This window comes from Marinomonas polaris DSM 16579 (assembly GCF_900129155.1).
Classification (GTDB): domain Bacteria; phylum Pseudomonadota; class Gammaproteobacteria; order Pseudomonadales; family Marinomonadaceae; genus Marinomonas; species Marinomonas polaris.
Genome location: NZ_FQVF01000035.1, coordinates 1 through 13,481, shown reverse-complemented (window position 1 = coordinate 13,481; position 13,481 = coordinate 1). Strand labels below are relative to the sequence as shown.

Genomic DNA, 13,481 nt, shown 5'->3' with positions numbered 1-13,481 from the left:
TACGATGGCAACACAACAGCGACGCTGGATACATCAGGGACAGGTTTTACTGGCATGGTGTCTGGCGATGACTTAACGGTAGCGTCCGCTTCGGGTTCTTTTACCGATAATAACTACGGTACTAATAAAATGGTAAGCATTTTCAATATAAGACTTGGAGGTGCTGATGCGTCCAATTATATCTTGGCAAACACCTCTGCCGTGAGTGCTGCTGACATACTTCCTGTTAATGCACCCATTTATTCCTCTACAAATGAGCTTCCCGTTGACTGGCTAACTCCATCCTCCGAAACGCTCAATACAACTCAAGACTTGATACAGACAAACAGAATGAGCGTAAATACCGACAAGGGAGCAACCTTGTTATTTGAGGGTGAACTGTAATGTATAAATACGTTCTGAGAGAACAACCATGAACAAGAGCTATAAAGATACTTATTCAAAAAACCTTGGCTGTTTGGTGGTTGTGTCCGAGTCTGCATAATGTGCTGGTGATGTTCGCCATGAACATCACCACGATTAAATAGGCAATAAACGCTGTGATTCTTCATCAAAACGCTTAAGTAGAAAATCAAGAAACGCTCCGACTCTCGCTGGCATATAGCGATTACGATGATACAAAGCATGAGCAGGAACCTCAGCAGAGGTCCATTCTGGTAATACTATTTCCAGACGTTTTGCATGAATATCCTTCGCCACATCCCAAATAGATTTTAGGGCAATTCCATGACCATCCATCGCCCACTGACGAGCTACCGCGCCGTCATTCGTTACTCGTGCATTGTCCATCGAAACCCTGACACTTTCTACTTCCTCTGCGCTAGTGAAGCGCCAATCAATGATCGGACCATTATTCGAACTTAAGACAATACAAGGGAACCGAACAAGGTCCTCAGGGGATTGGGGATAGCCAAATCTTTTAAGGTAATCAGGAGAGGCACACAATACACGTCTATTTTTCGCTAATTTACGGGCAATAAACAAACTATCCTGAGGCTCGCCAAAGCGAATGGCCAAATCAATATCCTCTCGATGCAAGCTGGATAAAGAATCAGACAGTAACAAAGTGAACTGCACATCAGGATAAATCGCATTAAATTCATCCAGCCAGCCAGTAAGCATATGTCGGCCAAAGTCTGATGTGGCTGATATACGAATTCGACCACTAACAGCCTGAGTGCGATTTTCTAGAAAAGCAAAACCATCATCAAGCGCCTGCAAGCCTTGTTGGCAATACAACAGAAAAGCTTTGCCTTCATCAGTAAGACGAAGGCTGCGCGTTGTCCGCTCAAACAATCTAGACTTTAATTGCGTTTCAAGATTGTTAAGCCGCGCACTCGCAGCGGCTGGCGACAATCCCAACTTGCGACCCGCCGCCGAGATAACTCCTAAGTTTGCCGCTTCGACAAACAGTCTAATATCACCAATATTCTGCATCATTATTCCAAATAATTTGATAATAGCTCAAACAATAGACCAATTATCAAAAAGATAAAACAGATGAATAATATTCCCTTAGATAGTCATTTATTCATTAGGAGATAACCAAAATGCCAACGAACAATACCACTCAGACAACACTTTTTTCACCGCTAACATTTTTAGAACAAGAACGACCACATCGTGTTGTTATGGCGCCAATGACTCGCGCTAGAAGCACTCAACCAGGTGATATTCCAAATCAAATGAATGCGATCTATTACGCACAACGCGCATCAGCAGCGCTTATCATTACCGAAGCGACGCAGATCTCACCGCAAGGAAAGGGTTACTCTTTTACTCCTGGAATTCACAGTGCAGAACAAGTGGAAGGATGGCGCTTAGTGACGAAAGCGGTTCATGCCAAAGGCGGTAAAATATTTCTACAACTTTGGCACGTTGGCCGTATGTCTCACCCAGATTTTCACCAAGGAGATTTGCCTGTAGCCCCTTCCGCGGTGCCATTTGAAGGACAAATATGGAAAGTAGACCCTACCACCAATAGAGGAATCATGGTCGATTGCCCAACTCCTAGAGCATTAAGCAAAGAAGAAATTGCAGCCATCATCAAGGATTTTCGACAGGCGGCACAAAATGCAATAGATGCAGGTTTCGACGGTGTTGAAATTCACGGAGCAAACGGTTATTTGATCGATCAATTTCTTCGCACCACCTCCAACATTCGACACGACGAATATGGCGGCTCACGAGAAAACCGTCTGCGTCTCCTAAAAGAAGTAGTTATTGCAGTGGCCGACCAAATAGGTCCACAGCGCACAGCCATCCGCTTAGCGCCGTTTTTAACCGCACGAGGTATGAATTGCCCAGATATTTTACCAACAATTAGCGACGCCACTGAGTTCTTAAATTGTCTAGGCATTGCCTATCTACACCTTGTCGAGGCTGATTGGGACGATGCACCAACGTTCACCGAATCTTTTAGACAAACAATACGCCAAAATTTCAGTGGTCTAATAATAGTTGCTGGTAAATACGACCTTCCTAGCGCGGAATGGGTCATCTCAAATGGCTATGCTGACCTAGTTGCTTTTGGGAGAGACTTTATAGCGAATCCAGATTTACCGAGACGTTTAGAGCAAAACTTACCTCTTGCCTCCTTCGACGGATCGACGCTGTTTAGCGGTTCTGAGATAGGATACAGTGATTACCCAGCGTGGGGAGAAGATAATATCTAATACGAAAACTCACCTGTCATAAAGCGAGAGTCTGTCATGCAATATGACAGGCTCTCAAACTAATAAAAACTGATAAAATCTCAATCAATCAGCTTGTTGTTCTCGTCGAAAAAGGGAAACGGTCCTGCCGACTTTTCTCCTGACTCAATGTAACTGATATGACTCACTACACTATCTAGTCCAAGTTTAAATAATTGAATGGCTGGCGGCTCCAAGGAAAACTTCGATGGCGCATTGGGGTTTAAATCCAAGGTCACGGCATGGCTATGAGATGGTCCAACCCAAACCGGCAAGCCATTCCATGTGGCGTATATGGCACGATGTAAGTGCCCTGCTACCAAACCTTTGACTTGTTCATGGTGTTGAAGCACTTGCCATAGAGCATCGTCATTGAGAAGTTTTTGCACATCCATATGATCAATGCCCACCTTCATCGGCGGATGATGAAGAAAAATCATTGTCGGCAATACGTTTTGTTCACAAAGCTTGGCATCCAACCAAGCTAACGATTCTGGCGTTAGTCTTCCATAAGGTTTACCTAAGACAGAGGAATCCAGACCAATTAAATGGTAGCCATCGACTAATTGGGAAAAATGGCAGTATTCAGGGTGATCAAAACTCGCAAATCCATCGAAAGCTACACGAAGGTGATCCCTGTGATCATGATTACCAGGGATCACTTTAACAGGCGCCTTAAGTTTTTTTAGCTCAGGAACTAAGACATCGTATTCTTCAGGCGTACCAAAATCGCCTAAGTCACCGGTTACCACCACCCAATCAGGTTGAGGTGATAAAGCATTTATATGACTTACTGCATTTTTTAAGCACTGCAAAGTATCTACTTTTTGATAAGCGATTTTGCCATTCTTTTTGATGTGTAAATCGGTTAACTGAGCAATTAGCATACTACTTCCTCCGATCCAAGATTAGGCAACAACACAAGACATAAAGGTGGAATCACTAAGCCAACCCGATCACCTTTGCTGTAGCGCTTTCGCTCAAAACAATCCACATGTACCAACTCCTTCACCCCTTCGACGCTGACTAGCACTCGTGTTCTGTCTCCTAAAAACACGCTATGTGAAACAGCGCCTTTTAGCGTGGCATCTTCAAACGAAGTTAATCGCACATCTTCAGGACGCGTCATACAACGGATTCGCTCGCCCTCTTTGTAGGTGGAATACAAGGTTTCAGGTAACGGAATAAAATTCGATCTAAAAGACAGGGCTTGACCATTCAGCAGGCCATCAAAGTGGTTCATCTGACCAATAAAATTCGCCACAAACTCGCTTTTAGGCGATAAATAAACCTCTTCTGCCGTACCAATTTGCGCAATTTCACCACGATCCAAAATAGCAATACGATCCCCCATTGCCATGGCCTCTTCTTGGTCGTGAGTCACATAAACAGCCGTAATGCCTAAACGTTTCAACAAGGCATTAATGTCCGTTCGCAAGCGTTTTTTCAGTAAGGCATCCAAGGCAGACAAAGGCTCATCGAGCAAGAGCACTTCAGGTTCGGTAATAATGGCACGCGCCAAAGCGACTCGTTGACGCTGACCACCCGATAACTGATCAATGCCACGGTGGGCGTAAGGTTCTAGATCAAACAGCTCAAGCATTTCTTGGACTTTTTTCTCTTTTAACTCTTTGCTTTCACCACGTACTCGCAATCCATAAGCGATGTTCTCGCTCACGTTCATATTGGGAAACAAGGCATAGGATTGAAACACCATGCCGACTCGACGTTGTTCGATGGCAACGTTGGTGACATCTCTTTCACCAAACAAAATTTGGCCGCCTTGATCACAAAACTCTAAGCCAGCTATAAGGCGCAACGTCGTGGTTTTGCCACAACCTGAAGGCCCAAGTAAAACTAAAATTTCACCCTTTTCAATGTGTAGATCCAAGGGTTTCAAGGCCAATGTGCCATCAGAGAAGGTTTTCTGAACCTGCTTTAAGGTGATCGCTACACTTGTTGATGCATTTTTCATTATGTTACTCATCTTGTTTATTCGTAGATGCGTTTAAATCCGGATTAAGCAGTGCGTTTGGGTTTGCGATTCAACCACTGCGCGGCGATCAATAAAGGCAAAATCATTCCTAGAAAAATCAACGTATAGGCTGAGCTGACTTCCAAACGCATGGAGGCATATGAATCCGCCAAACCAACTGGCAAGGTCTTTGTCAGTGGTGTATGCAACATCCACGTCAGGTTAAATTCCCCAGCGGATAAAGTCAGTGTCATCAAGATGCCACTGACAATCCCTGTTTTGCAATTGGGCACGATGACATGAAAAAAACGCTGCCAAAAACTCGCCCCCAAACTGGCAGCTCCTTCTTCCAACACACGAAAGTTAATGCTTTGTAAAACCGCCAATACTGACTTCACCATGAAAGGCAAAGTGAAGATCACATGCCCAACTAAGATAAACAGCCAACTCATGCGAAATTCACTGATACCGCCATAAACAGAAATCAGACCAAGCGCAATTGCCATACCGGGAATGGCGATGGGTAGCGTCAAGCATTCATCCAAAAACGCTGATAATTTGCTCCGTGTACGCGCTAAATAATACGCACAAGGCACCCCGACACAGAGATTCACCAAAGTGGTCACCAAGGCAATTTCCATGGTTAACCAAATGGTATCGGAATACAGTGTCCACACCTGCTCAACCCATCGAAGAGTCAGGCCGCTCTTAACGCCAACAAAATAGTTATTCGTTAGGCCTGCCGTGATCGACATAAAGATCGGCACAATCAAGAAAGCACAAACGAGCAAGGTGAAAGCAAGCTGCAAATAAAAATACATCCCCTTTTTCATATCAGCCTCCCATTCCTAATGACGAACCACCTTGGCGACGCGCGATGGTCAAACACAACCAAGTAATAAACCCAAGAATCAAGCTCAATGCCGCTGCCATGGCAAAGTTCGCGTTTAGAGTAAATTCGGTATAAATCGTCATGGGTAGAACGTTCAGATTGGTCGCCAAGGTAAACGCTGTACCAAAAGCGCCCATGGAAGTGGCAAAACAAATAGAGCCAGAGGAAATCAAACCCGGTGTTAAAGCAGGCAAAGTCACATCTCGTAATAACTGCCAGCGATTAGCGCCTAACGAGCGGCCCGCTTCGATCAAGTTATGATCCAGTTTCTCTGCCGCGCCCATTACGGTAAGCACGACACGAGGAATGGAGAAGTACAAATAGCCAATAAAAAGACCTGAAATAGAATAGGCAAGCGTCCAGCGTTCACCCGTCAGAGCAAGACCAAGTTCAGCAAATAAACCTTGTCGTCCCGCCAACATAATGACAAAAAAACCAATCACCACACCGGGAAACACTAACGGAAAACTCAACATGGCAACCAATACAGATTTGCCCTTAAATTCATAGCGAGTCAAAAATAGCCCGACGATGGTGGCAATCACCAAACTGGCAATGGTCACCACAGCAGACAGTAAAAAGGTCGACCAAAGGCTTTTTAAATACATCGGCTTGGTCAAGATGTACCAATAGCTAATGCCATGCTGCTCAGCCAATGAAAGCCATACCAGCTTCGCCATTGGCAATAGAAAAAATGCCAGACTGACAATCAGCGCGGGAATAATTAATAGAGAATATTGTCTGTTTTTCTTCATAAAAATATTTCGTTACATGATTTCTTAAATACGAGCGAGTAAATAAAAGAGCGGCATACTTCCCGCTCTTTTCATCATTACATTAACGAACTTCGTTTAAATATCGCTGAGCAAAACCACTTTGAGCCTCTGCCATCTTGGCAAAGTCCACGGTTTTGGCGCGTTTATAATCCGACTCAGGTAAGAATTTCGCTTCAATTTCAGGCGTCATTGCAGTGGCAATGACAGGACGAAGGTAGGCTTCAGCCCATACTTGTTGACCCTTATCCGATAAAACAAAATCTAATACTTTGTGGCCATTTTCTGGATGTGGCGAGTTCTTCACCGCACTCATCACATAAGGCACAACAACAGAGCCTTCTTGAGGAATGACAAACTGCACATTCGCACTGTCTTTGTATTTAGCGCGGTATGCGTTGAAGTCGTAATCAAGAAGAATCGGGATTTCACCGGATATGACACGAGCGTAAGCGGTTTGCTTCGGAACAATCGGTTGGTTCTTAGCCAACTTTTTGAAGTAATCAATTGCTGGGGTAAAGTTGCTCATATCACCGCCAAAAGATTGGTTAATGGCCACCGCACTGGCATAACCAACGAAGGCACTAGTCGGATCAAGATAAGCGACCATTCCCTTGTATTCTGGCTTTAAAAGGTCGTTCCATGATTGTGGAACGGGTCTACCATCTAACGCGTCTTTATTAACAAAAAAGCCAATAGTGCCAGAATGGATCGCGAACCAACGACCTTGAGGATCTTTCAAGCCTTGAGGGATTTTGTCCCAGTTTTTCGGTTTATAGGATGCAACAACGCCCTTTTCTGCCGCTTTGATACCAAAAGACACACCGTAATATACCACATCGGCCACGGGGCTATTTTCTTCTGCGACTAATTGCGACAAAGACTGACCCGAGTTTTTGTTATCCATTGGAATGGAAATACCTAGATCCTTTTTGATCAGTTCAAGCTGTCCACCCCAATTCGCCCATTCCGGTGGACAGTTATAACAAATTGCATCCGCTGCGTAAGACGCTCCTGCTGTTAGTCCTAACGATAGAACCGCCAGTTTAGAAACCTTTTTAAAGATACTCATCGAACTTTCTCCTTCTATTTAAAGAACGTTTCGCATTATGGATGGCTGACATTCAGCCACGGTTCCCACAAAGTGGGTTTGGTAATCTAACTTTCTTGCTAAAGACAACGCTGATTTATGCTTAGCGTTAAACAACAAATCCACAGCACATAGCCCCATATCATGATGCGGCACCTGAATCGTGGCCAATGGGGGATACAGAATTTGCCCCAACGCCATACCATCAAAGCCAACGACTGAGACGGTTTCTGGCACAAGAACACCTTTTGTCTTGAGGTGATTTACTAGTTTTAACGCCAACAAATCATTGCTGCAAAACCAGGCAGTTGGTGCGCTTGAGGAATCAAAAAGAGACGATTGGGTTTGATCAAATGGTGTTAAGGCGTATTGATCGACTTCGACCAACTGCACAGAAGATAAAGATGAATCTTTTTTCAAACACTCGGTAAAGCCCAAATATCGCTGTTTGGCTCTATCAGAAGATTGAAAACGCCCTGCCACCATGCCAATTCGTTTGTGTTCGAGCGCCAAGAATTGTTCTGCGACTTCGCTGCCTGCTTGATAGTTATCGACATACACGCAAGGCTCATCTGACGATTGGTTATGTACGAGACAAAAAGGAAAGTTGAACTCGCGTAATAAAGACAACGCTTCGTTGTCTTCTACCGAGGCGGTGGTCAAAATCACGCCTGCGACACGCTGGCGAATCAAGTCGATAATCGCCTGCTTTTCAAGACTACGTTCATATTGGGTATCAACAACAATGACGGAATAGCCGAAATGGCGAGCTCGCTTCTGTATCCCCGACACAATTTCAGAAAATACTGGATTAAGTAAACTTGGGATCATTACCCCGATAGTAGGGTTGTGATTCCAATCCACCTGTTTAAAAGCCTGATTAACATCATAGCCAGTTAGTTCAACCACTTTTTCAATACGAGCACGCGTTACTTCATTTAACGGACCGGTATTATTTAAGCATCGAGAGACAGTCGCAGGTGAAACACCCGCTAACGCTGCAACATCTTTGATGTTCATGATGACCTTCTTCGACAACAATAAGATGCAGCGAAGTATAGAAATCATAAGTGACGAATTTGTGACAAAAAAAGACACTTGCCTGCAAATTGAAAGATTTTAAATGCTATTTACTAGGTATTTAATAGAAGTTATCAACTGAAACGCTATCGTTTCATAGAAAAACGATGCATTAAAAAGATTAAAAAATAAACAAAATTAATCTCAAATATACGAAAGCCAACCATCAAAACTAATGACAGTTGGCTTTTGGGAGGGTGACTTTTGCTTTTAAAACTTTTTAGAACTTATAAGTAGCAGAGATGTAATGAGATAAACCTGAAGATTTAAAGCTTGATGAATCTTTAATACCATAAACATCTTTATAAATTTTCAAACCATAACCCAATGCATACTGCTTAGAATGCCAATACAAACCTTGAAACGTCGCTCCACCATCAGTAGCGGTTACATAATCACTATCCATACCAAACTGATAATCCACATAACCTTGATACGCTAAAAATGAACCACCATCAAAGTTCATAATAGGTTTAAACCAGTTTGCCGAAAACTGATAGCCATTCCAACCATTTCGACTACCAAAACTTTGATCATATAAAGCATATAAGTTCATACCTACTTTACCAAACCAAGGCATATCGACGTCCGCACCTAGACCTATAAAGGAATTATTTGTACCATTTTTACCTCCATCTAAACTAAACAGAGTTGATACATAAAGTTCTTGTACTGCACCAAACGACAGATCTTTTCCAGTCATACCATCTAATGAAAAACGAGGCGCTAACTTGAGGAACATCTTGTCATCGTCAGATTTATCATTACTATCGGTTGAGGTCACATTGAATATATCAAGGTACCCATATAGATCAACAACACCTGAACGACCACCAAATTCCATTTCAAGATAATCATGATTTGATTCGCCTGGTAGCTCGTCAAATGCGTACATCAAATTGAATTGTCGCCAAGAATAATCATTTTTATGAATATCATCTGAATAATCTGCAGCAAATCCTGTGCTAGCAAGAAGCAAAGTAGAAAGACCTAAAAGTGTTTTACTCATTCGTTTCCCCTCAATCAATACTGTGTTTTCAATGTGAATAAAATATGACCGAATGGTCAGAATTATGCATATTACAGTTTTTTAAAGGTGACGCAATTCAATTTAAATATTGTTAAATATAAATTTAAATTGCACAAAAATGGGAAAAGTTGAGCTTTTATTGCACCAAAATGGAATATTAAAAAATAGTATAGAAGACAGACCCTAAGACCTAAATATCGAAAATTATAAATATTTTATACATTTCAATGCGCAGTTTTAGTGCGACATTCTAAAGCTTTGATTTTTCTCGCTGGACCAGAAAAATCAAAATTCAAGATTATTATCATGAAGTACGAGCTTATTACGACCTTGCTTTTTAGCAAGATAAAGAGCTTGATCTGCATGTTGGTAGATTTGACTGAAGGTGGTTTGTCGCTCTCCTTCATTGTGGTAAAGACCTGTACTGAGTGTGATGTGAATCAAAGCACTATTGTTCACCTTGATTTTAGTTTGCTCAACTGTTTGGCGAATTTCCTCACAAATTTTTATCGCTTCATTTTGTGTCTTATCTAAAAACAGTATGCAGAATTCCTCTCCGCCAAGTCGAGCGACAAAACTAGGAGCTGAAATAGAGTGTTCAAGTATATTGGCGATCACTTTGAGGACTTCATCGCCCGCTGGGTGGCCATACAAATCGTTTATTTTTTTGAAAAAATCTAAATCTAAAATAGCAAAGCCAATTTTTTTTGGTCTATTAAGCAGAGCCGTTTGCGCCTTTTCAGTAATAAAACGTCGATTAGGTAATTGTGTCAAATGGTCTCTATTATTTTGTATGATCAGGATTTCTTTGTGTTGATAAAGACGAATCAACGCAAACAAAAGGGCCGAAACAACCACCAGTATTGTGGCAATCAACCCCCAAATTAAAAACGTAAGCTCAGTCTTTAGACGACGCTCCACATCGGAAGCAGTTTGAATCATATCGTGTAACCCATCATAGGTCAGAGCCAGATCTAACTCTAATTGTTTAAGTTGCTTTACTAGTATGTTTTTTGTACTTTTGTCTTGTTCGAATAACACAATCTGTTGATTTACTGTTGGCAAAATCATATTAACTTCGCTTAGCACTCCTATACTATCGGCATAAACAAAGTCCTCAATTGTACTGTCACGTATCTTTCTATCGATTAGAGGAGATCGATATTGGATTCGTAATATGACTTTTTCTAACTCTTGCACATCAAAAAATGGGCTATCTGTTTCTAAATAGTACAAAGAGCGCTTCAAAAGATGAACATCTTCTTGAGCCTGAGTGATATCAATAGCCAGAGCCGTAAAATTCGAACCAAGCAACTGCCTAGATTGCTGTTGAAAATAAGATACAGCCCAAATACAAAGGCTTAAAAATAGAATAAAAACTAGCCAGATTCTGACTTGTATTTGCTTAATTCTGGTTGTCATCATTGGATTAATATTTCGTTGAGTGCCCAAATCCAGTAGTTCTTACTTTCCGTAAGGTGTGAAGCAAGACCAACATCAGATGGAATAATTAACAACAAGGGACCTAAATTATTAGGAGGAATAGGCAAACCATTTAAACGTGTCACCATTAGATACTGTTTTCGATCCCTATTTTCTTTTGTAATAAACACTTCGTAGCCATCTATAGCAATGAAGCGCAGCCTTGGCGCATCGTTTAAGCCGTATTGTTTCAACAAATCAATCAGCCAAACACCACTAAAGCGTCCTTGAGGACCATCAAAATGAACCATTTCAGAAGTTTCAAACATAGGCAATGACTCTATATCTGCCATAGAGATCAAGACTTCTTGGCCAGGCATTCCTAAAGTAAGCACAGGCGATATATCAGAAGATGGGGGGAAATCACTAGAATGGACTTCTACTGAATAAGCTGGGATGGTTAAAAACGAAGACAATACCAATATCAAAAATTGCCGAATAGAACAGAAGTTGATGACTTTATAGGCTTTTGTTTTGAACAAGACACAACTCAAAAAAAATTTCATAAATCCCCTTCTGAGTTTGCATCACTTGATGACGATGTCATTGAACGAATGTATATAGTACTGTTTTTTTCATCCTTATCCTGTTTTGTATCGTAATTTTTTGTCTAGGTTTTTAAAGCATGAGTATCCAGTGCAACTAGCGAGGAGCATGCCGATATAGCAATAAGACCTTTGGAACTTGTATAAAGACAACTCTATTAAGCACTAACAACCACCCGATTTCGACCTTGCTCTTTAGCTATATAGAGAGCGGCATCGGCACGGTTAAGCACTTGCTCATAATGACTATCATCTATTTTATACGTAGCAATACCAAAACTCGCCGTAATATAAAGACCATCGATCATTTCTTCTTTTTCAAGTTCTTCACGTAAAGTTTCGGCAACGCTTCGTGCTTCCTGAGCACTTGTATTTGGTAACAACACAGTAAACTCTTCCCCCCCAAATCGAGCGACCATGCCTTTAACACCAACTTGTACAGCAAGCAATTTCGCCATTTTCTGAAGCACGATATCCCCAACAGTGTGGCCATATGAGTCATTCACTTTTTTAAAGTGATCAGCATCAACCATAATAACGGCAAACGAACGCTTAGACTCTTGCGCTAAACGATATTCATCAAGTAAGGCTTCGTCTAATGCTAAGCGGTTATAACTGTGCGTAAGCGGATCTTGTCGAACAATAGCTTCTAGGGATCGATTACTGGCTTCTAACTCAGCCGTTCGAGTACGAACCTTTGTTTCTAACGTCATGTTCATTTGCATTAAAGACTGCTCTCTTTCCAACAAGGAAGACATCATTTCCTGCAAAGAACGACTTAAACTGGTTACTTCACTTAGCTTGCTGTCGTCTTGAAAAGTAGCCTTTCGATTTCCTTGCTGAATACTTTTTGCCGTGAGAGCCAACCGCTCTAATGGACGACTCAATGTACTCGCAAATTGATAAGCTAATAACATACAAAACAAAGTCGAGAATACACCAAGAAAAAATAATAACTTATGAACTTCTTTGACTGCTGACATGGCAATAGACAAGGGTTGACGTACAACGATTTGCCAACCAAGATTTGTTGATTCTGGAGAGCGTACAGAGACTAAACTGGTCAGGTATTCTTCGTCATCTTGCCAAAGCAAAGATTTAAATTGTCCATTAACAGGGAGTGCTTTTGGTACTTCAATATCGTTAGGAAAATGACTATCTGGATATAAAACCCTATGTTCATTATCGATAATAAAGATATCGATACCTTTTCTTTTCGAAGCTTCAGTCAAGGAAGATAATAAAACCTCTCTAACCCAGGCCCAATCTGCATGGGTCGCGACTACACCTTTCAACTCACCGTTTTCACCTATTACAGGTGCAGCAAAATCGACAAAGCGAATAGGTGCACCGCCTTTCGGCTTAGGCAGCAAATTTTCAAGCAATAACGCTTTATGCACATTCCCAATAAAAGGACCTGATCGACCATTAATAAACCAAGGTCTCTGGCTAACATCTGCCCCTTTCAATACTCCATTACTTGACGCTAATACCACACCATCAACATTAGCGAAACCAATCCAAGCATAATCTTTATAAGAGTTTTTAATTTGATCAATGGCATGTTGTAACTCGCTTAGATCTTGATTTTCATACAAAGAAGAGCGCATGCTAAGTAACAGAATTTCTCGCTCACGCTCCATTAAATTAGCCGACAACATATTTGAAATAGATTGACTGATACTCACTAGAGCTTCGCCACTGGCTGTTGAAAGACGCGTAGAAGTAAGTTGATAAAAAGAGGTAACAAGTACCAGACTTAGGGAAAGTAGCAAGCCTCCAGATAATAGAGTAATGCGCTTTCTAAAAGTATCGAAACCTCTTAGTGTAGTGGTCAAGTAAAACTGGCCACGGTTTTAGAGTTTTCCCAATATAATCGTTCTGATTCATTGGGTGATAACCCACCATTATACTGATGGGG

General features: G+C 41.7%; 14 protein-coding genes. 3 read left to right on the top strand and 11 right to left on the bottom strand.

The features are described from left to right. On the top strand, positions 1-384 hold a 384-nt coding region (locus BUA59_RS23980; RefSeq protein WP_175550814.1), incomplete at its 5' end, for a YDG domain-containing protein. A gap of 28 nt (positions 385-412) precedes the next feature. Next, a complete protein-coding gene (locus BUA59_RS24370; protein WP_072842433.1) occupies positions 413-484 on the top strand; it encodes an ESPR-type extended signal peptide-containing protein in 72 nt (23 codons plus the stop codon). Between the two features lie 35 nt (positions 485-519). Here BUA59_RS24370 and BUA59_RS23035 read toward each other — a convergent pair whose 3' ends face one another. After that, complete coding sequence (locus BUA59_RS23035) at positions 520-1,440, bottom strand: LysR family transcriptional regulator (RefSeq protein WP_217653775.1); 921 nt, start codon at positions 1,438-1,440, stop codon at positions 520-522. Between the two features lie 110 nt (positions 1,441-1,550). On the opposite strand from BUA59_RS23035, the gene BUA59_RS23030 reads away from it, so the two are divergent. After that, entirely contained in the window at positions 1,551-2,675 is a 1,125-nt protein-coding gene (locus BUA59_RS23030; protein WP_072842430.1) for an alkene reductase, read from the top strand. A gap of 80 nt (positions 2,676-2,755) precedes the next feature. Here BUA59_RS23030 and BUA59_RS23025 read toward each other — a convergent pair whose 3' ends face one another. From BUA59_RS23025 to BUA59_RS22980, 10 genes are all read right to left on the bottom strand, one after another. After that, the gene (locus BUA59_RS23025) at positions 2,756-3,580 is read right to left on the bottom strand and encodes a phosphodiesterase (RefSeq protein WP_072842429.1); all 825 of its coding nucleotides are present in this window, start codon (positions 3,578-3,580) and stop codon (positions 2,756-2,758) included. Further along, positions 3,574-4,668, bottom strand: a complete 1,095-nt coding sequence (locus BUA59_RS23020; RefSeq protein ID WP_072842428.1) for an ABC transporter ATP-binding protein — start codon at positions 4,666-4,668, stop codon at positions 3,574-3,576. Before BUA59_RS23020 ends, BUA59_RS23025 begins: the two co-directional genes overlap by 7 nt. Before the next feature lie 44 nt (positions 4,669-4,712). Then, the gene (locus BUA59_RS23015) at positions 4,713-5,501 is read right to left on the bottom strand and encodes an ABC transporter permease (RefSeq protein ID WP_072842427.1); all 789 of its coding nucleotides are present in this window, start codon (positions 5,499-5,501) and stop codon (positions 4,713-4,715) included. Position 5,502: 1 nt separating this feature from the next. Further along, positions 5,503-6,315 (bottom strand): ABC transporter permease, encoded by an 813-nt coding sequence (locus tag BUA59_RS23010; RefSeq protein WP_072842426.1) that lies wholly within the window; start codon positions 6,313-6,315, stop codon positions 5,503-5,505. Positions 6,316-6,397: 82 nt separating this feature from the next. Beyond that, on the bottom strand, positions 6,398-7,405 hold the full coding sequence (locus tag BUA59_RS23005) for an ABC transporter substrate-binding protein (protein WP_072842425.1): 1,008 nt from the start codon (positions 7,403-7,405) through the stop codon (positions 6,398-6,400). A gap of 18 nt (positions 7,406-7,423) precedes the next feature. Further along, positions 7,424-8,443: a substrate-binding domain-containing protein gene (locus tag BUA59_RS23000; protein ID WP_072842424.1), complete on the bottom strand. Its 1,020-nt coding sequence runs from the start codon at positions 8,441-8,443 to the stop codon at positions 7,424-7,426. A 280-nt stretch (positions 8,444-8,723) separates the two neighbouring features. Next, positions 8,724-9,512, bottom strand: coding sequence for a nucleoside-specific channel-forming Tsx family protein (locus BUA59_RS22995; RefSeq protein WP_072842423.1), 789 nt, complete (start codon positions 9,510-9,512; stop codon positions 8,724-8,726). Positions 9,513-9,818: 306 nt separating this feature from the next. Beyond that, complete coding sequence (locus BUA59_RS22990) at positions 9,819-10,769, bottom strand: GGDEF domain-containing protein (RefSeq protein WP_217653774.1); 951 nt, start codon at positions 10,767-10,769, stop codon at positions 9,819-9,821. Positions 10,770-10,954: 185 nt separating this feature from the next. Further along, positions 10,955-11,521, bottom strand: a complete 567-nt coding sequence (locus tag BUA59_RS22985; protein ID WP_072842421.1) for a hypothetical protein — start codon at positions 11,519-11,521, stop codon at positions 10,955-10,957. Positions 11,522-11,718: 197 nt separating this feature from the next. Continuing rightward, positions 11,719-13,398 (bottom strand): GGDEF domain-containing protein, encoded by a 1,680-nt coding sequence (locus tag BUA59_RS22980; protein WP_084122681.1) that lies wholly within the window; start codon positions 13,396-13,398, stop codon positions 11,719-11,721. Positions 13,399-13,481 lie beyond the last annotated feature (83 nt).

Excerpts from the sequence above, each read along its gene's own strand:
- BUA59_RS22995 (WP_072842423.1), bottom strand. The coding sequence starts at position 9,512 with ATGAGTAAAACACTTTTAGGTCTTTCTACTTTGCTTCTTGCTAGCACA.
- BUA59_RS23035 (WP_217653775.1), bottom strand. The coding sequence starts at position 1,440 with ATGATGCAGAATATTGGTGATATTAGACTGTTTGTCGAAGCGGCAAAC.
- BUA59_RS23005 (WP_072842425.1), bottom strand. The coding sequence starts at position 7,405 with ATGAGTATCTTTAAAAAGGTTTCTAAACTGGCGGTTCTATCGTTAGGA.
- BUA59_RS23000 (WP_072842424.1), bottom strand. The coding sequence starts at position 8,443 with ATGAACATCAAAGATGTTGCAGCGTTAGCGGGTGTTTCACCTGCGACT.
- BUA59_RS23015 (WP_072842427.1), bottom strand. The coding sequence starts at position 5,501 with ATGAAAAAGGGGATGTATTTTTATTTGCAGCTTGCTTTCACCTTGCTC.
- BUA59_RS22985 (WP_072842421.1), bottom strand. The coding sequence starts at position 11,521 with ATGAAATTTTTTTTGAGTTGTGTCTTGTTCAAAACAAAAGCCTATAAA.
- BUA59_RS23025 (WP_072842429.1), bottom strand. The coding sequence starts at position 3,580 with ATGCTAATTGCTCAGTTAACCGATTTACACATCAAAAAGAATGGCAAA.
- BUA59_RS23020 (WP_072842428.1), bottom strand. The coding sequence starts at position 4,668 with ATGAAAAATGCATCAACAAGTGTAGCGATCACCTTAAAGCAGGTTCAG.
- BUA59_RS23030 (WP_072842430.1), top strand. The coding sequence starts at position 1,551 with ATGCCAACGAACAATACCACTCAGACAACACTTTTTTCACCGCTAACA.
- BUA59_RS23010 (WP_072842426.1), bottom strand. The coding sequence starts at position 6,315 with ATGAAGAAAAACAGACAATATTCTCTATTAATTATTCCCGCGCTGATT.